The organism is Sphingomonas sp. (assembly GCF_035944535.1).
In the GTDB taxonomy this organism is placed as follows: Bacteria; Pseudomonadota; Alphaproteobacteria; order Sphingomonadales; family Sphingomonadaceae; genus Sphingomonas_B.
In genome coordinates, this window is record NZ_DASZBC010000014.1 from 253,064 (window position 1) to 271,986 (window position 18,923).

Genomic DNA, 18,923 nt, shown 5'->3' on the forward strand with positions numbered 1-18,923 from the left:
TCCCCGCGAAAGCGGGGACCCAGAGGGGGCCGAAGTGCTGGGTTCTCGCTTCCGCGGGAATGACGAGAGAAGGTGTCATCTCTCCTCTCCCACGCTCACCAGCGCCACCTTGTTCAGCCCGGCGCGGTTCAGCTCGCCCAGCACCGCCATCACCCGCCCATAGACCAGCGACCGGTCGGCGCGCAGGAAGACCTGGCTCGGATCATCTGCCGCAATGCGCTCCAGCCGTGCGCCCAGCTGCTCCGGCTCGATCCGCTCTTCTCCGAGGTACACCTCGCCCGTCTTCTCGATCGAAAGCGTCACCGGCTCCTTGTCCTGCTTCAGCGCCCCCGCCTTGGACTGCGGCAGGTTCACCGGCACGCCTGCCGTTAGAAGCGGGGCTGTCACCATGAAGATGATCAGCAGCACCAGCATCACGTCGACCAAAGGCGTCACGTTGATCTCGGCCATCGGCGCCCGCGCGCGCCCCCGGCTTGCGGAGGGGAGCTTGACCGCCATCAGGCCTCCCCATCGAGTTCGCGGGACAAGGTCGCATGGAACTTGTCGGCAAAGCGCAGCAGCCTTGCCTCCAGCCGGTTCAGGCCGTGGCTGAAGCGGTTATAGGCGATCACCGCCGGAATGGCGGCAAACAAGCCGATGGCGGTGGCGAACAGCGCCTCCGCAATGCCGGGCGCCACCACGGCCAGGGATGAGTTCTGCTCGGCGGCAATGGCGGTGAAGCTGCGCATGATGCCCCAGACGGTCCCGAACAGGCCGACGAAGGGTGCGACGCTGCCGACGGTGGCGAGCACGTTCAGCCGTCCGGAAAGCTGGTCGATCTCGGCGGCGCTTGCGCTCGCCATCAGTGTTGCCAGACGAGAGCGCACGCCTTCGGCATCGACCTTCTTGGCCGCGGTCGATCGCCGCCATTCCTTTAGCCCCGCGTCGAGGATGCGCGCGATCGGCACATCGTCCTGGCCGTTGCGCTCGTAGAAGCGGTCGACATCGGTCGCCTTCCAGAAATCGCGCTCATATTGCTCGGACTGGGCGACCGTCCGCCGCAGCCGCATGCCGAAGCCGATGATGATGGCCCAGGTCCAGATGCTGGCGAGGAGGAGCCCCAGCATCACCAGCTTCACCACCCAATCCGCCTGCAGAAACAGGCCGATAGGCGACAGGGCCGCGGCGTCGGCATTCACGAAAAGCTGATCCACTATTCCTCCAACAGGCCTTCGAAGATGGTCAGCCATTCCCGCGGCTGGCGCTTGGGGCGGCCGCCGCCCGACTGGACGAACGCCGCAAGCACCGTCGCGTCGGTCAGGATTTCTCCGTCCAACATGACTCGCTGATGAATGGTGACGGTGGCGGTCGCGACCTTCTTGAGCGTGGTGACGACCAGCAGGTCATCGTCGAGCTTGGCCGACCGGCGATAACGGATGCTCAGATCGGCGACGACATAGACGCCCTGCCCCGCCCCCCACGCCTGACGCTGGTCGATGCCGGCCATCGCTAGCATGTCGGACCGCGCCCGTTCCATGTAGCGAAGGAAGTTGGCGTGGTAGACGACGCCCGACAGGTCGGTGTCCTCGAAGAACACGCGGACGGGGAAACGATGTTCGCGGCCGACGAACCGGCCCCGGCGCGGAAGGTCTTCCGGCTCCATGGGCGCGCCTTAACGGAAGCGGACTCCCGGTCCAACCCCGCTTCGCCCTTCTAGTCGAACAATCCGTCCTGCCCTGCAGGTGGATTGAGGCCGAGATGCTTCCATCCTGGTCCGTTCAGACACCGTCCGCGGGCGGTACGCGCGATCAGTCCGAGCTGGATCAAATAGGGCTCGATCACTTCCTCAATCGTGTCGCGGGGTTCCGACAGACCGGCGGCGAGCGTCTCCACGCCGACCGGGCCGCCTTTGTAGATGTCGGCGATCATATGAAGGTAGCGGCGATCCATGGCGTCCAGGCCGAGCTGATCGATTTCCAGCCGGTTCAGCGCCTTGTCGGCGACTTCGGCATGCACGACGCCTTCGCCCGCCACATTGGCGAAGTCGCGCACCCGGCGCAGCAGCCGTCCGGCAATGCGGGGCGTGCCACGCGATCGCCGCGCGATCTCACGGGCGCCATCGTCAGCGATGTCTAAACCAAGGAGCCCGGCCGCGCGGCGCACCACCTGTTCCAACTCCTCCACCGAATAAAATTGCAGCCGCAGCGGGATGCCGAAGCGGTCGCGCAGCGGCGTCGTCAGCAACCCCTGCCGCGTCGTCGCGCCGACCAGCGTAAAGCGCGGCAGGTCGATTCGGACCGACCGCGCCGAGGGGCCCTCGCCGATCATCAGATCGAGGGCGCGGTCCTCCATCGCGGGGTAGAGCACTTCCTCGACCGCAGGCGCCAGCCGGTGGATCTCGTCGATGAAGAGGACGTCGCCATCCTCCAGATTGGTCAGCAGCGCGGCTAGATCGCCCGACTTGGCAATGACCGGTCCGGATGTCGCGCGGAACCCTACCCCCATTTCCCGCGCGACGATCTGCGCGAGAGTGGTCTTGCCGAGCCCCGGCGGCCCGAAGAACAGCACATGGTCGAGCGCGTCGCCACGCGCCCGCGCCGCCTCGATGAACACGCGCAGATTTTCCCGCGCCGCCTTCTGCCCGACAAACTCGTCGAGGCGCTTGGGCCGCAGCGCAGCGTCGATGTCCTCCGGCTTGCGCGCCGGCGCGATGATGCGATCGGCGTCGGTCACTTCAGAGCGGCCAGCAGTTCTTCGACCGAAACTCCGGCCTGGTTCAGGATCGTTGACAATGTGCCGAGCCGGACTTCCTTATGGGCGGGGACCACGCAACCTCGTTCTCCGCGGCGCATCACCACATGGCTGCCCCGCTGTCTTGTCTGATGAAAGCCGAGCCTCTCGAGCGCCTTGATAACGTCGCGCCCAGAGAGGCGCGGGAGTCTAGGCATGCTCCTTGACGTCAAGCATGGTAATAATGGGCGGCCCCGCGGGCTTCAGTGGAAACTCCTCGAGGTAGAGCTCCACTGCTTCCCGAAGGTTCGCCAGCGCTTCCTCGATTGTATCGCCTTGAGTGGCCGTGCCGGTTTCCGGATTATACGCCACGAACCCGCCGTCTTCCGGGGTTAGCACTGCTGTTACCTGCATCAGGCTGGTCCTTTCAGCTCGAACCTAACGTGCCGCCTTCTTCAGCGCCAGCCGGACCAGCGCGTTGAGGCTGGCGCCGTCGCCCAGTTCGTCGTTGGCGGCTGCGACGGCAGCGCTCGCTTCGGCGGGGCGAAAGCCGAGGTTGGTGAGGGCGGAGACGGCGTCGTTCGCGGCGCCTGTGGCGGGTGCGCTGGCGAGGGCTGCCGGGCCAAGCACCAGACCGCCGACCTTGTCCTTCAGCTCGCGGACGATGCGTTCTGCGAGTTTGGGGCCGACGCCCTGGGCGCGGGCGACCATCGCCTTGTCGCCGGCCGCGACCGCCTTGCGCAGTTCGTCCGCTGACAGCGCTGACAGAATGGCGAGGGCCACGCGGCCGCCGACGCCCTGCACGCCGGTCAGCAGCCGGAACCAATCCCGCTCCGCCGCCGAGCCGAAGCCGAACAGCGTCATCGAGTCTTCGCGGACCTGCATTTCGGTGAAGATCATCACAGATCCGCCAACCGGACCGATGAGCGAGAGCGTGCGCGACGAGGCCTGCACGACATAGCCAACGCCGCCGACGTCGATCACTGCGTGATCAGCTGCCGTCTCCGCCAAGATCCCGGTCAGTCTGGCTATCACGCCTGCCCCACACTCCGTTCGGGCTGAGCTTGTCGAACCCTGTTCTTCTTCTGTGCTGCTTAGAAAGGAAAAGCAGGTCTTCGACAAGCTCAGCCCGAACGGGTGTGGTCGGATCGGACCGAACCAAGGTGATGGACGTGGCAGATCGCCACCGCAAGCGCATCCGCCGCATCCGATCCCGCGATCTCCACGCCAGGGAGCAGCCGCGAGACCATTGCATGGACCTGCGCCTTTTCCGCCGCTCCAGTGCCGACGACCGCCTTCTTGACCAGGCTGGGCGCATACTCGCCGACGACGATGCCTGCCTTAGCCGCCGCGAGCAGCGCCACGCCACGCGCCTGACCCAGCTTTAGCGTCGATTGCGGGTTCTTGTTGACGAAGACTTCCTCGACCGCGGCCGCTGCCGGCTCGAACTCCGCCAGCAGCTGCGTCAGGGCACGGTCGAGTTCAACAAGTCGCGCGCCGAGCTCTTGCTTGGCATTGGTTGCAATCCGGCCGTTCGCGACATGGGAAAGCCGGCTTCCTTCCGCCCGGATCACGCCCCAGCCGGTGGTGCCCAGCCCAGGATCGAGCCCGAGGACGATCAGCCGAGCCGCTCCATCACGTCGTCTGGCACGTCGTAATTGCCCCAGACGGTCTGGACGTCGTCATCGTCATCGAGCGTGTCGATCATCTTGAACAGCAGCTTGGCGTCGTCTTCCGCCACGCCGACCTGCATGTGCGGCCGCCAGGCGAGCTTCGCGCCTTCCGGTTCGCCGAGCGTCGCGGTCAGCGCCTTCGCCACTTCGTGTAGCGAGTCGAGCGCCGTCCAGATGCGGTGCTCGTCAGCGTCGGACTCGACATCCTCGGCGCCGGCCTCCAGCGCTGCCTCAAACACCTTGTCGGCATCGCCGACGTTCGCGGGGTAGGTTATCAGGCCTAGTCGGTCGAAGCCGTGTGAAACCGTTGCCATGTTGCCGCCATTCTTGGTGACAGCGGTGCGGACATTGGTCGCGGTGCGGTTCCGGTTGTCCGTCAGTGCCTCGATGATCAGCGAGGTGCCGCCGGGGCCGAAGGCCTCGTAGCGGACTTCCTCATAGGCCTCGGCATCACCCCGGCTCGCCTTGTCGATAGCGCGCTGAATATTGTCCTTCGGCATGGACTGGGCCTTGGCCGCATTGACGGCGGCGCGAAGGCGCGGGTTCATGTCGGGGTCGGGGGTGCCCATCTTGGCCGCGACGGTGATTTCGCGGCTGAGCTTGGAGAAGGCGGCGGAGCGCTTCTTATCCTGCGCACCCTTGCGGTGCATGATGTTCTTGAATTTGGAATGGCCGGCCATGGACCCGCTCCTTATTCCAGACCAAGCGCCGCGCGATAGGTCTCCAGCAGCGCGTCGGCTTCCTGACGGGCGTTCTTTTCCATCTTCCTGAGGCGAACGATGGCCCGCATCGTCTTGACGTCATAGCCATTCGCCTTCGCCTCCAGATAGACGTCCTTCACGTCGTCGGCGATGCCCTTCTTCTCTTCTTCCAGCCGCTCGATGCGCTCGATGAACAGGCGCAACTGGTCTGCGGCGACAGTGTCACTCATTGAAGTTCGGTCCCCAGCTCTGGTGAAGCGGCGCGTCTAGGCCAGACGCGCCGCTGCCTCAATGCTATTCGGCCGGGAAAGGCTGCCGCTGACCGCCCAGCTTGTGGATACGCCCGTCCTTCATCACGAAGTCGACCTTCTCCAGCCGCTTCACGTCCTCGATCGGATTGCCGGAGACAGCGATGATGTCCGCTTCCTTGCCCGGCTCGATAGTCCCGATCTTGTCCGCCTGGCCGAGCAGAGTCGCCGCATCGATCGTGGCCGTGCGGAGTGCGCGTGCCGCGGGCATGCCGGCCTGGGTCATATAGGTGAACTCCAGCGCGTTGGTGCCGTGCGGACCGACGCCCGAATCGGTGCCGAACGCGATCTTGATGCCGCTCGCATAGGCGCGGCGATGCGCGTCCTTCACCACTAGCGCAACCTGCTCGGCCTTGGCGGCGGAGGCAGGCGGCCGCTCGCCGGCACGGCCCTGGCGAATCACGCTTTCGAACGCATGCATGGTCGGTACGAGATAAGCGCCGGTCTGCTTGAATAGGCGGAACGTCTCCTCGTCGAGATAGCTGCCATGCTCGATTGAATCGACGCCGGCCTTCAGCGCGAGGTCGATGCCGGACTTGCCATGCGCATGCGCCGTCGCCTTCCGTCCGAAGCTGTGCGCCGTCTCGACGATCGCCTTCATCTCCTCGAGGGTCATCTGCGCCTCGAGACCGCCGGCGATGTTGGAGCCGACGCCGCCGGACGCCGCGAATTTGATCACTTCCGCGCCCATGAAGATCTGGTCGCGGGTCGCGCGGCGGCAATCGTCGGCGCCATTGCAGATGGCTGTCGATTGCGCCCGGTCGGCATGGGCATATTCTTCCTTGAGGCCATTGGCGTCGCCGTGCCCCGCGGTGACCGAGATCATCTCGCCGGCATTGACGATGGTGGGTCCGGCAATTTCGCCGCGCGCGATCGCGTCGCGGAGCGCACGAACGCCGCGCGGATCCTCGGCGCCCAGGTCGCGCACGGTGGTGAAGCCGGCGTCCAGTGTCCGGCGCGCATTGCCGACCGCATCCACAAAGGCGTCGCCTCGGTCCCGGCTGGTGGCGTTCAGCCGCGCCTGCAGCGGATAGCCGGTCGAATAGAAATGGACGTGCATGTCGATCAGGCCGGGCAGCACGAATTGGTTGCGAAGGTCGACCAGTTCGGCCCCTGCTTCGGGCTGGACGAAGCCCTCGCGCACTTCGGCGATCTTGCCGCCGCGCACGACGATGGTGCTGTTCCCGCGCGGCGCTTCGCCGGGCCTGGCGAGCAGCGCGCCCGCCTGGATGTAGGTCACCTTGGGTGCGGGTTGCTGCGGCTGTGCTAGGGCAGTCGCCGCGAAGCACAGGGCGAGCGCTGACGTGACAAGAGTTCTCATATTCCCTCCCGGTTCGGGCTGAGCAAGTCGGGCGCCCACGAAAATACTATTTTCGTGGGACCCGGCCGAAGCCCTCCCTTTCTTTTCAGCGCCCTAGGAAGAAGGGAAGCCTTCGACAAGCTCAGGCTAAACCGGTTAAAGAATTAGAGCCCCAACTCCCGGTTTCGAGCGACGCTCGCCTCCATCCGCGCCAGTTGCTCCGGCGTAGCCGCACCCTGATGCTTTTCCTTCCACTCTGGATAAGGCATGCCGTACACCGCCTCGCGGCCCTGTTCCTTGGTCAGCGCACCCTCGCTCGCCTCCGCCAGCCAGTCGCTCAGGCAGTTGCGGCAGAAGCCAGCGAGGCCCATCAGGTCGACATTCTGCGCATCGGTGCGCTGCTGCAGGTGATGCACCAGCCGGCGGAAGGCGGCGGCGGCCGCGGCGTCGCTATATTCGACCATCAGGCGCTCCTTGGGTTGATCCCTTGTCCGTAGCGGCTAGAGCGCCCCTGTCCAACGGCTGCACGAGAGATCATGGCGAGCTTCGTCGAACCCCGTTCCCGTAAGGTCCGCATCCTTGCCACTCTCGGCCCTGCGAGCAACACGCCCGAGATGATCGAGCGCCTGTTCCGCGCCGGCGCCGACGCCTTCCGCGTCAATATGAGCCATGGCGCTCAGGCCGGCCATGCGGAGACGATCGCCCACATCCGCGGTCTCGAAAAGGCGCTCGGCCGGCCGACGACGATCCTCGTCGATCTGCAGGGGCCAAAGCTGCGGGTCGGCAGCTTCGCGGAAGGACGTGCGAACCTGCAGACCGGCGCGCAGTTCGTGCTCGACCGCGACAAGGCGCCCGGCGATGCCGCGCGGGTGTGCCTGCCGCACCGGGAGTTGTTCGTCGCACTTGAAGAAGGTTCGCGGCTGCTGCTCGACGACGGCAAGCTGGTGCTGCGCGTCACCGAAGCCGGGCATGACCGGATCGTCACGCGCGTCGAGGTCGGCGGGGTACTCAGCAACAATAAGGGCCTGAACGTGCCCGACGTGGTGGTGCCGCTCGCCGCCCTCACCGAGAAGGACCGGTCCGACCTCGCCTTCGCGCTCGATCACGACATCGATTGGGTGGCGCTGAGCTTCGTGCAGCGGCCAGACGATGTCGCGGAGGCGCGGCGGCTGATCCAGGGTCGCGCCGCCTTGCTCGCCAAGATCGAGAAGCCGGCCGCCATCGAGCGTCTCGAAGGCATTTTGGAACTCGCCGACGCGGTGATGGTCGCTCGCGGCGATCTGGGCGTCGAGCTGCCGCCCCAGGACGTGCCGCCGGCGCAGAAGCGGATCGTCGAATGTGCACGGCGGATGGGACGGCCGGTGGTGGTCGCCACCCAGATGCTCGAATCCATGATCAAGTCGCCGTCGCCGACCCGCGCCGAAGTGTCGGACGTCGCGACGGCCATCTATGACGGCGCCGATGCGGTGATGCTGTCTGCCGAGAGCGCGGCCGGAGACTGGCCGGAAGAGTCGGTCGCGATGATGAACTCGATCGCGAACGCTGTAGAGCGCGACCCGGGCTATTCGGCACGCGTCCACTTCACCGAAACGCGGCCCGACCCCACCACCGCCGACGCGCTTGCCGAAGCGGCGGGCGAGATCGCGAAGACCGTCAGCGCGGCCGCCATCATCTGTTTCACTATGTCGGGCTCGACGGCGCGCCGGGTCGCCCGCGAGCGGCCGTCAGTGCCATTGCTGGTGCTGACACCCAAGGCAGAGACCGCGCGGCGGCTGGGCCTGCTCTGGGGCGTTCATGCGGTGCGGACGCGCGATGTCTCCTCATTCGAGGAAATGATTGCCAAGTCGAAGCGCATGGCCCTGCGGCATGGCATCGCCAAGGCCGGCGACCGGGTGATCATCATGGCCGGCGTGCCGTTCGGAACGCCGGGCTCCACCAATGTGCTGCACGTCGCGCGTATCGTCGGCGACGAACTGAAGCGGCATCAGGCCGACTGAAACCGTACTTGTGCCGAGCGAGGTTCTTGGCGCCTAGCGCCGATGCGCTGCCGCCAGCGCGGCGACGCAGCTGGCGCGGTCAATGTCGCGCCCATCTGGCTGGCGGGCATCAACATAGGTGACGACCGGCTCGCGTCCGCCCTTTGGATAAAGATAGGCGTCCAGTACGCAGATCGGCCCGGCAAACTGCAACTTGCGCGCCTGCTCCTCGCGCACGTCCAGCTCCGGTTCGCCGAACAGAGCGACCAACGCACGCGCATCACGGCCGAGCACGCGCTCCAGCCCCGAGGCCGAGGCGACGGGCGGCGTCTGTGGCAGGTCGCTGCCTTGCGGCGCGGTCGCGCATGCCGAGACGATGAAGGGAAGGAGTATGGCGACGGATCTTTTCATCCGAGCGGCAGACCATGGCCGGCGATCACGAGCAAGGCCCTGCGGGCCGAGACGGTTTGACCTGCGGGCAATCCGCATTATGGGGCCGCTTCCGCCTTCCAGGAGTGCCAAGTGACCTCAGCCGCTTACGATGTCGTGGCGATCGGCAACGCGATCGTCGACATTCTATCGCAGTCGACCGACGACTTCATCACTGCGGAGGGCATGACCAAAGGATCGATGCAGCTGATCTTCGACCCCGCCGAGGCCGATGCGCTCTATTCCCGCATGGGGCCGGGCCAGGAAGTGTCCGGCGGGTCCGCTGCAAACACCATTGCCGGCCTCGCAGCGCTGGGACAGCCCTGCGCCTTTATCGGGCAAACGGCCGATGATCAGCTCGGCCAGGTGTTCGCGCACGACATCCAGTCGCTAGGCGTCCACTTCGCGACCCCGCCAGCCACGGGCGGGGAGCCGACCGGACGTTGCCTTATCCTCATCACGCCGGACGGTCAGCGGACGATGAACACTTTCTTGGGCGCGGCGCAGAACCTGCCCGAATCAGCGCTCGACCAAAGGACGCTCGAGGCCGGGCGCATCCTGTATCTGGAAGGCTATCTTTGGAATGCCGAGCACTCCCGCGCCGCCATGAAGAGGGCGATCGCGATCGCGCGGGCGGCAGGCCGGAAGGTGGCACTGACCTTGTCCGACACCTTTGTCGTCGAGGCGCATCGCGACGCGTTCTTCGCCTTGATCGATGCCGGCGAGCTCGACCTGCTGTTCGCGAACGACAATGAAGTTCGCGCAATGATGCAGACGGACGACATAGGGGCGGCAGTCAAAGCGCTGGCGGCACGCGTGCCGGTTTTGGTCTGCACGCATGGCGCCGACGGCGCTGAGGCACATGCCGGCGACGAGCATGCCCGCGTGCCTGCCGAACCGGTGGCCAAAGTCGTCGACACAACCGGCGCCGGCGATCTGTTCGCGGCTGGCTTTCTCGCCGGCCAGGCACAGGGTCGCGACCTGGAAACGTCGCTGCGCATGGGGGCGATCTGCGCGGCCGAGTGCATCTCCCATATTGGCCCGCGGCCTCAGGCCGACATCAAGGCGCTGGTGGAAGCGCGCCTGCGCGGTTGAGGCGGTTGCGCCGACGCGCCTCGATCACGATATCGACTGTTGCGGCGCTGCATCGCCGCGCGGTGCAATTTGTCCCGGCTGAGCGTTCCCCCTGTTCGGGACGGCGCTCAGCCGCTATGAGATTGCCGCCTTTTTTGACCGACACTGCCAAGGAGCAATTCTTATACGTCCTCCCATGATGCGGCGCCCGCTGGCGCCCCCCGCGCTTTCCGGTCCGCGCTTCAACGAGTTCATTCAGAGCCAGAAGGTTCGGGTGATCGACCACGAAGGCGAGAACCTCGGCGTTATGTACACGCGCGAAGCGATCGAGCAGGCGCGCGAAGTCGGGCTCGACCTGGTCGAAGTGTCCCCCAATGCCGACCCGCCGGTCGCCAAGTTCCTCGACGTCGGCAAGTTCAAATACGAGGCGCAGAAAAAGGCGAACCTCGCCCGCAAGTCGCAGAAGACGCAGGAGATCAAGGAAATCAAAATGCGTCCGAACATCGACGACCACGACTACGACACCAAGATGAAGAAGGTCGTCGAGTTCATCGAGGAAGGTGACAAGGTGAAGGTCACCATGCGCTTCCGAGGCCGCGAGCTCAGCCATGGCCAGCTCGGCATGGCGGTGCTGCAGCGCGTTGCCGAGCAGACGGCGGAGATTGCCAAGGTCGAAGCGCATCCGCGCATGGAAGGCCGCCAGATGCTGATGGTGCTGGCGCCCAAATAAGCCTCAGGCGGGGACGATTCCGATCGGGCGGCCCCGCCTTCGTGCCAGTTCCTCCAACCAGTCGCGGCGTTCGGCAAGGAGCCGGGCAACCGCCGGCGGTGCCGTGACCTTGTCGCGGCCGGGCAATGGCTCACGTTCGAGTCGGCGCAACAGGGCCAGCGCCTCTGCGGTGGTCGGGTCCGACTGGATCAACTCGAGCAGCGATGGCCGGACCCGGCGTCGCACCAGCTGCAGGAACCCGAAGCCATTGACCGCAGTCCGTTCGAAAGGCTGGGGCAAGACGGCGTCGAGCGCTTCGGCGGCGGCCTGGCGCGCTGTCTTGTCCGGCAATGTCGGCAGGTCGATGCCGATCGAGCCGGTAATGCCGAAGCGGCGGATCGCCTCTCCTGCCGCAGCAGCGCCGCGCTTGGCGAGTTCGGCGGCGGGCAGCTCGCCATCCACATCGATGACGGTCATCGCCGAAGTGAGCTCGATGCGGAGCAGTCCGCCCGGGAAGGGCACCAGGCCCGTCTCCGCCTGGTCGAGCAATTCGGACCAGCCCGCTTCCTCCAGCAGGTCGGGACCGTGCGCGGGCACGGTCCTACCCTCCAGATCAGGCGCAGGCCGTGCTGGACCTTCGACCGGGCGGGCGAGCGGCAGCTTGGGGTTGCCGCGCTCCGGGATCGCCTCGCGAATGATCTCGACCAGCAGGGTCGCGCCTTCGCTGACCGGAGCGGGTGAGACCAGCACAAGGCTGCCGTCCTCCAGTTCCGCCTCGGCCCGGCCGGCTCGGCCCGCCCTGCTGCGGAGACGGGCGGGGAGCACGGCTCCGTAGCGGGCGAGGGCGCCGTGACGCTCAATGCGGGCTTCGACGATGGCGCCGTAGTCGACCAGGGCCGCACGGGTCTCGCCGATGCCGTGCTCGACCAGCCACTCAGCCAAGCGGATAGCCGGCCGAAAGGAGCAAGGCGCGGGTTTCGAACAACGGCAGGCCGACCACGCCGGAGTGGCTGCCGGAGAGGAAGCGGACGAAAGCCTCCGCGCGGCCCTGAATCGCATAGCCGCCCGCCTTGCCCTGCCATTCGCCTGACGCGAGATAGGCGGCGATCTCTTGACCGGTCAGCCGCTTGAAGGTGACGATGGTCGTGGAAAGGCGGTGCCGCGCCTTGCCCTCGGCATCGATGAGCGTGACCGCGCTGTGCACGCGGTGGCGGCGGCCGGACAGGAGTTCGAGGCAGTGCCGAGCCGTCACCTCATCCTCGGCTTTGGGGAGGATGCCGCGCCCCGCTGCGACGACGGTGTCGGCGGCGAGGGTGAGCACACCGGGTTCGGCGACGGCCGCAGCCTTTTCGGCGGCGAGCCGCTGGGCGTGAGCAGCGGGCAACTCGCTCTTCAAAGCGGCCTCGTCGATGTCGGCGGGACGAACCTCATCGGGCACCACGCCGATCCGCGCCAGCAGGTCGAGGCGGCGGGGACTGGCCGAGGCGAGGATGAGTTTGGAGCGGGTCACGCGTTCCTTGTTCGTCATTCCCGCGTAAGCGGGAACCCAGCAGGGCAGAAGAAGAAGCTGGCTCCCGGATCAAGTCCGGGATGACGAAAGAAGAAGACCGGCACGAGCTTATTTGAACCGGTAGGTGATCCGGCCCTTGGTCAGGTCGTAGGGCGTGAGCTCGACCAGCACTTCATCGCCGACGAGCACGCGGATGCGGTTCTTGCGCATCTTGCCAGCGGTGTGGCCGAGAATCTCGTGATCATTCTCGAGGCGCACGCGGAACATGGCGTTGGGCAGCAGTTCGACGACCTGCCCCCGCATTTCGAGCAATTCTTCCTTAGCCAAGCAGCAGCCTTTGTCTGGGGGTGACGAAAATCGCGCCGCCATAACGAAGGCGGCGCGGAAATGGAAGCAAGGCGGAGCCGCACGTTCCGCACCAACTGCACAAAGGTAAGAAAGGTCACGAGACGTGACGTGTGCAGGATGTGCATTTGGGTGCTGCAAGCACGACAGGCAAGCGGACAAACAGAAAGAACCGGTCAGAGGATAGCAGGTCGCCTGCCGTGTAGGACACATCATGTTCAACCGGTCAGTTTCATCAGCGCCCAGGCGGCTGGCTCTTCGACCGAGCCGAGGACGCATAAAGAACGACCCCGCCGCTCCCTGAAGAGCGACGGGGCCGATCATCTTGCCGGTCGGGCGATTAGCCGCCCGCGGCCTGACCCGCCAGCGCTGCCAGCAGCAGCAGGGCGACGATGTTGGTGATCTTGATCATCGGATTGACGGCGGGGCCGGCGGTGTCCTTGTAGGGATCGCCGACCGTGTCGCCAGTCACCGCGGCCTTGTGCGCCTCGGAGCCCTTGCCGCCGAAATTGCCGTCTTCGATGTACTTCTTGGCATTGTCCCAGGCGCCGCCGCCGCTCGTCATCGAGATGGCGACGAACAAGCCTGACACGATCACGCCCAAGAGCAGCGCACCGAGTGCCGCGAAGCCGTTAGACTGGCCGGCAACCCAGGTGATGATGAAGTACACCGCGATCGGCGCCAGCACCGGCAACAGGCTGGGCACGATCATCTCCTTGATCGCGGCGCGGGTGACCAGATCGACGGTGCGGGCGTAATTGGGACGGCTGGTGCCTTCCATGATGCCGGGATTGTCGCGGAACTGACCACGCACTTCCTCGACCACCGCGCCGGCCGCGCGGCCCACCGCCGTCATGCCCATCGCGCCGAACAGATAGGGGAGCAAAGCCCCCAGCAGCAGGCCGACGATCACGTACGGGTTGGACAGCGAGAAATCGACGTCGAGATCCGGGAAGAACTCCCGGAGATCGGTCGTGTAAGCGCCGAACAGCACCAGCGCGGCGAGACCCGCCGATCCGATCGCATAGCCCTTGGTCACTGCCTTGGTGGTGTTGCCCACCGCATCGAGCGCATCGGTGCGGTTGCGGACTTCGCCTTCCAGGCCCGCCATTTCGGCTATGCCGCCGGCATTGTCGGTGACAGGACCATAGGCGTCCAGCGCCACGACCATGCCGGCCAGCGCCAGCATCGCGGTCGCGGCAAAGGCGATGCCGATGATGCCGGCAATCTGGTAAGTCGCGATCACCGCGATCACGATCACCAAAGTCGGCAGCGCGGTCGATTCCAGGCTGATCGCCAGACCCTGGATCACGTTGGTGCCGTGACCGGTTTCCGAGGCGCGTGCGATCGACTTGACCGGACGATAATTGGTGCCGGTGTAATATTCGGTGATCCAGACAATCAGGCCGGTAACGGCGAGCCCGATCAGCATGCACCAGAACAGGTCCATGCCGGTGAAGGCATCACCCACCGCCGCGGACGTGTCCGCCGGCAGCGCACCGAACGGATCGTTGGCCGCATCGGGCGTCTCGAAGGCGCCCGCCGCACCGATCGGCGCGTTCATGTCGCCAAGCGTATAGGCGGTGGCGAAATAGATCAGCGGGATCGACAGGATCGCGGTGCCCCAGAAGCCCTTATAAAGCGCGCCCATGATCGACTGGCCGCGCCCGAGGCGGACCAGATAGGTGCCGATCACCGAGGAGATGATGCACACGCCGCCGATGATCAGCGGCAGCGCCATCAGGCGCATCAGCTCGGCCGAGCTCGCCTGGATCAGCAGCGCGACGGAGACCATCGTCACGCCCAAGGTGACGACATAGGTTTCGAACAGGTCGGCGGCCATGCCGGCGCAGTCGCCGACATTGTCGCCGACGTTATCGGCGATCACGGCAGGGTTCCGGGGATCGTCTTCGGGAATGCCCGCTTCGACCTTGCCGACCAGATCGGCGCCGACGTCGGCCGCCTTGGTGAAGATGCCGCCGCCCAGACGCGCGAAGATCGAGATCAGCGACGCACCGAAGGAGAGCGCGACCAGTGCGTCGATGACCTCGCGGTCATCGGGCGCATGGCCCTGCACGTCGGTCAGCACGTAGAAGAGCCCGGCGATGGCGAGCAGGCCGAGACCCGCGACCAGCATGCCGGTGATCGCGCCGGAGCGGAAGGCGGTGGTAAGGCCGCCCTGCAGGCTGGTCCGGGCCGCTTCTGCCGTGCGCACATTGGCGCGGACGGAGATGTTCATGCCGATATAGCCGGCCACCCCTGACAGCACCGCGCCGACGACGAAGGCGATGGCCGAGGTGAGGCCCAGGAACACGCCGACCAGCACCGCGACGACGACGCCGACGATCGCGACGGTCGTGTATTGGCGGTTGAGATAGGCCTGCGCGCCTTCCTGAATGGCGCCGGCGATTTCCTGCATGCGCGGATTGCCCGCCGGCTGAGCCAGCACCTGGCGGCTGGTGACAATGCCATAGACCACGGCCAGCAAGCCGCAGACGATGGCGATGAGCACTACGTTCATGCCTGTCCTTTCCCCTTGTAAGATAGCGGCTCTTGTCTCCCCGGCCGCTCGCTAATGGTGCGGGGGTATAGAGGGGGCTTTCCTGAACGGGCAAGCACAAAGCCGCTGCTGTCGCAGGGGCATGCGCGTTCGTCGACGTCCAGTTGAGCCGGTCGGCGGGCAGGACCAGCCTTGACCCCATGTTCCATGCCGCAAAGCCTTGCCGGGAAATCCCTTCCCTGCACCGGACCTATTCGGCGCAAAGCTGGATCCAGCATCTCTGTCCGGAACTTCAAGTGGCGCTGCTTGCGATGATGACGGCCGAGCCGCTGCAGGTGGCGGAACTTGGCGAGGAGAATGTGAAGGATCCGGGCCTCGTCGCCATTCTGGACCGAATGCCCTCGGATGCCGCCAGGTCGGCGGCACGGCGAGCGACCAGCAGCTACCGGCTGAACCATCTGGATGACGGGATCGGCTGTCCGGCCCATCGCCAGCGGCTGAACTGGACGGCGGCCTGGCTCGGACAGAAGCCTGACGAGCCGCCGAGCTTCCGGGGTCGGTTGCGCGCTCTGATCGGCCTGGATGGCTGAGCGATGCACCATATCGACGTAGCGATCGGCATAGCCTTCGGCGCGAGCCTGATCCTGAATGTGGCGCTGACCGCATGGGCGCGGATCGGCATGCTGAAGACACTGGGCCTCGTGCTGCTGCTGTGGGTCGTTTTCCTGTCCGTGCTTGCTGCCCTGGAAGGCCATTTTGCCGCCGAGCTGATCATATTCGAGATGATCTTCGTGGTTGCGGGCTTCGTGCCGGCGATGCCGGGCGTGCTGCTGGGGCGCTGGATCGCGCGGCGGCGTCAGCCCTTCACCACATAAGGCGGACCTTTGCGACTAGGCGCGCTCTGCCATTCGTCCGGCCAGAACTCGATCGTCCCGTCCTTCAGCACCACGGTGAAGCGGGATAGCATCGGAAAGCGCCACGCGTCGCGCTCTTCGGGCCAGACACGCTGCCGCCGGCCGTCACGCCGGAAGTTCGAGAGCAGATAGTCGCGATAAGCTTCGAAATCAGGCCAGGCGAGCGTCTCGTGATCACCGGGGCCCGCGAGCCGGTCGCGAAGCTCCGCTATCGTCGTCCGAGCCTCAAAGCCATAAAGGTGGCGGATCGGCCGATCGTCGCGGGCAAGCGCGGCAAGCACCCGGCGCCGGGGACCGAACACCCACCAGCTCATGCGCCATGCTCCCAACCCAGGCTTGCCGGAAGCGGGATCGGCACCCCCGAGCGCAACAGCGTCAATCCTGACCCGGCGTCGAAGTGCCCGATCCGGGTCGCAGGCACCGATGGAGGCGCTTCCGGGGCGGCGAAGAGGAGTTCATAATCGTCCCCCGCCGTAACCGCGGCGATCGGGTCGCCTTCGGTCGGAACCGCATCGAGGTCGATGGTCACGGCAAGCCCGCTCGCTTCCGCCATGCGAGAAGCGTCGATCAGCAGGCCATCGGACACGTCCATCATCGCATGGACCAGAGGAGCGAGGGCGCGGCCTTCTGCGATGCGAGGCTGGGGGCGGCGATATGCCTGGATCTCAGCGCCTTGCCCGCCCCACCGCGACAGGTTCAGGCCGATCCCCGCACGCCCTATGACACCGGTGACATAGAGGGAGTCACTCGGCTTAGCGCCGGACCGGGACGGCGGGTTAGACGCGCGTCCGATCGCCGTCAGGCCGAAGCTGCGAGGGCCGTTCGCCTTGACCGTGTCGCCGCCCAGAAGCGGCATGGCATAGGTATCGAGAACGTCGCGTAGGCCGGTGATGAAGGCGGCGTTCCAATCGGGGGAGCCGAGCGTGTAGCCGAGCAGGCATCCGACGGGCTCGGCTCCCTTGGCGGCCAGGTCAGACAGGTTCACGGCGGCAAGCTTCCAGGCCACATCCTCGGGCGGATCCCCGGGCAGGAAGTGCACGCCCTCGACGATCATGTCGTGGGTGAAGACGAGGTCGCCGAGCACCGCCGCGTCGTCGAGCAGGCCGCGCGCCGCAGGTGCAGTGGCGAGGGACCGGAGGGCGGCGATGAAATCGGCTTCGTTCACACACTCGTCATTGCGAGGAGCTTTGCGACGAAGCAATCCATAGCCCCGCCGCCGCGCTGGATTGCTTCGCTTCGCTCGCAATGACGGATGGGCTAATCATCCTCATCCTCATAGCCGGTGAGGTCGAGCGCGCGGGCCTTGATCTGGCGCGTCATGCACCAGTGGATGAGCGCATCCTCACGCCCATGCGTGACCCAGACTTCCTTAGGCGCGATCTCGAGGATGGTCTCGGTCAGTTCGTGCCAATCGGCATGGTCGGAGATGATCAGCGGCAGCTCGACATTGCGCTGCACGGCGCGCTGGCGGATGCGCATCCAACCCGAGGCCATGGCGGTGATCGGGTCGGGCAGGCGGCGGCTCCAGCGGTCGTTGAGCGCTCCGGGCGGGGCCAAGACGATATGGCCGGCAATCTCGCGTTTGCTCACGCCGGTCGCGGGGCGGAGTTCGCCGAGCGGGACGCGGTGCTGGGCATAAAGATCGCAAAGCCGCTGCAGCGCGCCATGGATGTAGATCGGGTCGTCATGGCCGCGCAGCCGCAGTTCGGTAATGACACGCTGCGCCTTGCCGAGCGCGTAGGCGCCGACCAGCACGCAGCGATCGGGGTTGGCGTGGAGCGCCGCCAGGAGTTTGTCGATCTCGTCCCCGGTTTCGGGGTGGAGGAAGACCGGCAAGCCGAAAGTCGCTTCGGTGATGAAGATGTCGCAGGGCTGCGGCTCGAAGGGCAGGCAGGTCGGATCGGGGCGGCGCTTGTAATCGCCCGACACGACGACCCGCTCGCCGGCATGTTCCAGCACGATCTGCGCAGAGCCGAGGACGTGACCGGCCGGCACGAAGCTGATCTCGACATCGCCCATGCGGATGGTTTCGCCATAGGCGACGGGGTTGGCGGCCTGCGACCCGTAGCGCGCGTCCATGATGGCGAGCGTCTCGGGCGTAGCCCAGACCGCCTCATGGCCGCCGCGCGCATGGTCGCTATGGCCGTGGGTGACGAGCGCTCGCGGCTTGGGTGTCGAGGGATCGATCCAGGCGTCGGCCGCGGGGACGTAGATGCCGTCCGGATAGGGCTCAATCCAGGCGCCGAGCGGCCTCATTCCTTGTCGAGCGAAACGCCCGCGGGCTCGTCTTCGTCGGCGCGGGCGGGGCTGCGGCCGGCCAGAAAGCCGCCGAGCGTCGCCGCCGCCAGCTTGTCGGCATAGGAAGCGGCCATCGTCGCAAGTTCGAGCCGGTCGGCATTGCCGAACAGCAGGATGATCAGCAGATCAAGGAGGATGAAGGCGAGGCCGGTCATCAGCCCGGTCATCGTCGCCTCGCGTCCATGGAAGGGACGCCCGGCGAGCCAGCCCGCCCCAAGCGCGACGAGCCCGCCGACGATCAGGTCGACGCCGACCGCGCGCGAGATTGCCTGGCGCTGGAACTCCGCCGCCGCGTCGCGGGAGCCGGGCACGCCGACCAGGAACAGCAGCACGATGGCGCTGAGGATCGCGGAGACGATCAGGGCGAGCACGGCAAAGAGGATGGCGCGGGAGAGCGGCTTGGTCATGGGCGTATCGCTAGCGCAACCCGCTTGGATCGCAAACCGTTCCGCTTCGTTGACGAGTTCGACTAGAGCC

The 18,923-nt window shown here is 66.2% G+C and carries 26 protein-coding genes; 5 read left to right on the forward strand and 21 right to left on the reverse strand.

Annotated elements, in window-relative coordinates; genetic code table 11:
- Positions 1-75: 75 nt before the first annotated feature.
- The 12 genes from tolR to VGT77_RS14340 all read right to left on the reverse strand — a co-directional run bounded on the left by tolR (position 76) and on the right by VGT77_RS14340 (position 7,155).
- Positions 76-498, reverse strand: coding sequence for a protein TolR (gene tolR / locus VGT77_RS14285; RefSeq protein WP_327463731.1), 423 nt, complete (start codon positions 496-498; stop codon positions 76-78).
- Positions 498-1,193 (reverse strand): protein TolQ, encoded by a 696-nt coding sequence (gene tolQ, locus VGT77_RS14290; RefSeq protein WP_327463733.1) that lies wholly within the window; start codon positions 1,191-1,193, stop codon positions 498-500. The genes tolR and tolQ overlap by 1 nt, the downstream gene beginning before the upstream one ends.
- The gene (locus VGT77_RS14295; protein ID WP_327463735.1) at positions 1,193-1,642 is read right to left on the reverse strand and encodes a YbgC/FadM family acyl-CoA thioesterase; all 450 of its coding nucleotides are present in this window, start codon (positions 1,640-1,642) and stop codon (positions 1,193-1,195) included. The genes tolQ and VGT77_RS14295 overlap by 1 nt, the downstream gene beginning before the upstream one ends.
- A gap of 50 nt (positions 1,643-1,692) precedes the next feature.
- Positions 1,693-2,712: a Holliday junction branch migration DNA helicase RuvB gene (ruvB, locus tag VGT77_RS14300; protein WP_327463737.1), complete on the reverse strand. Its 1,020-nt coding sequence runs from the start codon at positions 2,710-2,712 to the stop codon at positions 1,693-1,695.
- A complete protein-coding gene (locus VGT77_RS14305; protein ID WP_327463739.1) occupies positions 2,709-2,927 on the reverse strand; it encodes a type II toxin-antitoxin system HicA family toxin in 219 nt (72 codons plus the stop codon). The genes ruvB and VGT77_RS14305 overlap by 4 nt, the downstream gene beginning before the upstream one ends.
- Positions 2,920-3,123, reverse strand: coding sequence for a type II toxin-antitoxin system HicB family antitoxin (locus VGT77_RS14310; RefSeq protein ID WP_327463741.1), 204 nt, complete (start codon positions 3,121-3,123; stop codon positions 2,920-2,922). Before VGT77_RS14310 ends, VGT77_RS14305 begins: the two co-directional genes overlap by 8 nt.
- Positions 3,124-3,147: 24 nt before the next feature.
- Complete coding sequence (gene ruvA, locus VGT77_RS14315) at positions 3,148-3,744, reverse strand: Holliday junction branch migration protein RuvA (protein WP_327463743.1); 597 nt, start codon at positions 3,742-3,744, stop codon at positions 3,148-3,150.
- Positions 3,745-3,833: 89 nt separating this feature from the next.
- Entirely contained in the window at positions 3,834-4,331 is a 498-nt protein-coding gene (gene ruvC, locus VGT77_RS14320) for a crossover junction endodeoxyribonuclease RuvC (RefSeq protein WP_327464006.1), read from the reverse strand.
- Positions 4,328-5,062 (reverse strand): YebC/PmpR family DNA-binding transcriptional regulator, encoded by a 735-nt coding sequence (locus tag VGT77_RS14325; RefSeq protein ID WP_327463745.1) that lies wholly within the window; start codon positions 5,060-5,062, stop codon positions 4,328-4,330. Before VGT77_RS14325 ends, ruvC begins: the two co-directional genes overlap by 4 nt.
- A gap of 11 nt (positions 5,063-5,073) precedes the next feature.
- Entirely contained in the window at positions 5,074-5,313 is a 240-nt protein-coding gene (locus VGT77_RS14330; RefSeq protein ID WP_171130053.1) for a DUF2312 domain-containing protein, read from the reverse strand.
- 64 nt (positions 5,314-5,377) lie between these two features.
- The gene (locus tag VGT77_RS14335) at positions 5,378-6,712 is read right to left on the reverse strand and encodes an amidohydrolase family protein (RefSeq protein WP_327463750.1); all 1,335 of its coding nucleotides are present in this window, start codon (positions 6,710-6,712) and stop codon (positions 5,378-5,380) included.
- A 143-nt stretch (positions 6,713-6,855) separates the two neighbouring features.
- On the reverse strand, positions 6,856-7,155 hold the full coding sequence (locus tag VGT77_RS14340) for a DUF1244 domain-containing protein (RefSeq protein ID WP_327463752.1): 300 nt from the start codon (positions 7,153-7,155) through the stop codon (positions 6,856-6,858).
- Positions 7,156-7,227: 72 nt separating this feature from the next.
- Between VGT77_RS14340 and pyk the strand changes: the two genes are divergently transcribed.
- Positions 7,228-8,688, forward strand: a complete 1,461-nt coding sequence (gene pyk / locus VGT77_RS14345; RefSeq protein WP_327463754.1) for a pyruvate kinase — start codon at positions 7,228-7,230, stop codon at positions 8,686-8,688.
- 33 nt (positions 8,689-8,721) lie between these two features.
- Here the strand turns inward: pyk and VGT77_RS14350 are convergent, their stop codons facing one another.
- Positions 8,722-9,078 carry a hypothetical protein gene (locus tag VGT77_RS14350; protein ID WP_327463756.1) on the reverse strand — a complete coding sequence of 119 codons (357 nt, stop codon included), beginning with the start codon at positions 9,076-9,078 and terminating at the stop codon, positions 8,722-8,724.
- Between the two features lie 111 nt (positions 9,079-9,189).
- Between VGT77_RS14350 and VGT77_RS14355 the strand changes: the two genes are divergently transcribed.
- Both VGT77_RS14355 and infC read left to right on the forward strand, forming a co-directional pair.
- Positions 9,190-10,191: an adenosine kinase gene (locus VGT77_RS14355; RefSeq protein WP_327463758.1), complete on the forward strand. Its 1,002-nt coding sequence runs from the start codon at positions 9,190-9,192 to the stop codon at positions 10,189-10,191.
- A 175-nt stretch (positions 10,192-10,366) separates the two neighbouring features.
- Positions 10,367-10,900 carry a translation initiation factor IF-3 gene (gene infC / locus VGT77_RS14360; protein WP_171130065.1) on the forward strand — a complete coding sequence of 178 codons (534 nt, stop codon included), beginning with the start codon at positions 10,367-10,369 and terminating at the stop codon, positions 10,898-10,900.
- 3 nt (positions 10,901-10,903) lie between these two features.
- Here the strand turns inward: infC and VGT77_RS14365 are convergent, their stop codons facing one another.
- The 4 genes from VGT77_RS14365 to VGT77_RS14380 form a co-directional block, all read right to left on the reverse strand.
- Positions 10,904-11,821, reverse strand: a complete 918-nt coding sequence (locus VGT77_RS14365; RefSeq protein ID WP_327463761.1) for a ribonuclease — start codon at positions 11,819-11,821, stop codon at positions 10,904-10,906.
- Entirely contained in the window at positions 11,814-12,407 is a 594-nt protein-coding gene (locus VGT77_RS14370; RefSeq protein WP_327463762.1) for a Maf family protein, read from the reverse strand. The genes VGT77_RS14365 and VGT77_RS14370 overlap by 8 nt, the downstream gene beginning before the upstream one ends.
- 90 nt (positions 12,408-12,497) lie before the next feature.
- Positions 12,498-12,716 carry a translation initiation factor IF-1 gene (infA, locus tag VGT77_RS14375; protein ID WP_003049127.1) on the reverse strand — a complete coding sequence of 73 codons (219 nt, stop codon included), beginning with the start codon at positions 12,714-12,716 and terminating at the stop codon, positions 12,498-12,500.
- A gap of 358 nt (positions 12,717-13,074) precedes the next feature.
- Positions 13,075-15,255, reverse strand: coding sequence for a sodium-translocating pyrophosphatase (locus tag VGT77_RS14380; RefSeq protein WP_327463766.1), 2,181 nt, complete (start codon positions 15,253-15,255; stop codon positions 13,075-13,077).
- A 179-nt stretch (positions 15,256-15,434) separates the two neighbouring features.
- Here VGT77_RS14380 and VGT77_RS14385 point away from each other — a divergent pair, with 179 nt between their 5' ends.
- Both VGT77_RS14385 and VGT77_RS14390 read left to right on the forward strand, forming a co-directional pair.
- Positions 15,435-15,824, forward strand: a complete 390-nt coding sequence (locus tag VGT77_RS14385) for a hypothetical protein (protein WP_327463768.1) — start codon at positions 15,435-15,437, stop codon at positions 15,822-15,824.
- Between the two features lie 3 nt (positions 15,825-15,827).
- Positions 15,828-16,109, forward strand: a complete 282-nt coding sequence (locus VGT77_RS14390; protein WP_327463770.1) for a hypothetical protein — start codon at positions 15,828-15,830, stop codon at positions 16,107-16,109.
- Here the strand turns inward: VGT77_RS14390 and VGT77_RS14395 are convergent.
- The 4 genes from VGT77_RS14395 to VGT77_RS14410 form a co-directional block, all read right to left on the reverse strand.
- Positions 16,091-16,462: a hypothetical protein gene (locus tag VGT77_RS14395; RefSeq protein WP_327463772.1), complete on the reverse strand. Its 372-nt coding sequence runs from the start codon at positions 16,460-16,462 to the stop codon at positions 16,091-16,093. The genes VGT77_RS14390 and VGT77_RS14395 overlap by 19 nt on opposite strands.
- The gene (gene thiL, locus VGT77_RS14400) at positions 16,459-17,313 is read right to left on the reverse strand and encodes a thiamine-phosphate kinase (RefSeq protein WP_327463774.1); all 855 of its coding nucleotides are present in this window, start codon (positions 17,311-17,313) and stop codon (positions 16,459-16,461) included. The genes VGT77_RS14395 and thiL overlap by 4 nt, the downstream gene beginning before the upstream one ends.
- Positions 17,314-17,405: 92 nt before the next feature.
- Positions 17,406-18,404, reverse strand: a complete 999-nt coding sequence (locus VGT77_RS14405; protein WP_327463776.1) for a ligase-associated DNA damage response exonuclease — start codon at positions 18,402-18,404, stop codon at positions 17,406-17,408.
- Positions 18,401-18,853, reverse strand: coding sequence for a hypothetical protein (locus tag VGT77_RS14410; RefSeq protein ID WP_327463778.1), 453 nt, complete (start codon positions 18,851-18,853; stop codon positions 18,401-18,403). The genes VGT77_RS14405 and VGT77_RS14410 overlap by 4 nt, the downstream gene beginning before the upstream one ends.
- Positions 18,854-18,923 lie beyond the last annotated feature (70 nt).

Coding starts and splice junctions, on each gene's coding strand:
- VGT77_RS14295 (WP_327463735.1), bottom strand. CDS start 1,642: ATGGAGCCGGAAGACCTTCCGCGCCGGGGCCGGTTCGTCGGCCGCGAA.
- VGT77_RS14325 (WP_327463745.1), bottom strand. CDS start 5,062: ATGGCCGGCCATTCCAAATTCAAGAACATCATGCACCGCAAGGGTGCG.
- VGT77_RS14330 (WP_171130053.1), bottom strand. CDS start 5,313: ATGAGTGACACTGTCGCCGCAGACCAGTTGCGCCTGTTCATCGAGCGC.
- VGT77_RS14340 (WP_327463752.1), bottom strand. CDS start 7,155: ATGGTCGAATATAGCGACGCCGCGGCCGCCGCCGCCTTCCGCCGGCTG.
- VGT77_RS14410 (WP_327463778.1), bottom strand. CDS start 18,853: ATGACCAAGCCGCTCTCCCGCGCCATCCTCTTTGCCGTGCTCGCCCTG.
- infC (WP_171130065.1), top strand. CDS start 10,367: ATGATGCGGCGCCCGCTGGCGCCCCCCGCGCTTTCCGGTCCGCGCTTC.
- pyk (WP_327463754.1), top strand. CDS start 7,228: ATGGCGAGCTTCGTCGAACCCCGTTCCCGTAAGGTCCGCATCCTTGCC.
- tolR (WP_327463731.1), bottom strand. CDS start 498: ATGGCGGTCAAGCTCCCCTCCGCAAGCCGGGGGCGCGCGCGGGCGCCG.
- VGT77_RS14395 (WP_327463772.1), bottom strand. CDS start 16,462: ATGAGCTGGTGGGTGTTCGGTCCCCGGCGCCGGGTGCTTGCCGCGCTT.
- VGT77_RS14405 (WP_327463776.1), bottom strand. CDS start 18,404: ATGAGGCCGCTCGGCGCCTGGATTGAGCCCTATCCGGACGGCATCTAC.
- VGT77_RS14385 (WP_327463768.1), top strand. CDS start 15,435: ATGTTCCATGCCGCAAAGCCTTGCCGGGAAATCCCTTCCCTGCACCGG.
- VGT77_RS14305 (WP_327463739.1), bottom strand. CDS start 2,927: ATGCCTAGACTCCCGCGCCTCTCTGGGCGCGACGTTATCAAGGCGCTC.
- VGT77_RS14335 (WP_327463750.1), bottom strand. CDS start 6,712: ATGAGAACTCTTGTCACGTCAGCGCTCGCCCTGTGCTTCGCGGCGACT.
- VGT77_RS14350 (WP_327463756.1), bottom strand. CDS start 9,078: ATGAAAAGATCCGTCGCCATACTCCTTCCCTTCATCGTCTCGGCATGC.
- VGT77_RS14370 (WP_327463762.1), bottom strand. CDS start 12,407: ATGACGAACAAGGAACGCGTGACCCGCTCCAAACTCATCCTCGCCTCG.
- VGT77_RS14310 (WP_327463741.1), bottom strand. CDS start 3,123: ATGCAGGTAACAGCAGTGCTAACCCCGGAAGACGGCGGGTTCGTGGCG.
- VGT77_RS14390 (WP_327463770.1), top strand. CDS start 15,828: ATGCACCATATCGACGTAGCGATCGGCATAGCCTTCGGCGCGAGCCTG.
- VGT77_RS14380 (WP_327463766.1), bottom strand. CDS start 15,255: ATGAACGTAGTGCTCATCGCCATCGTCTGCGGCTTGCTGGCCGTGGTC.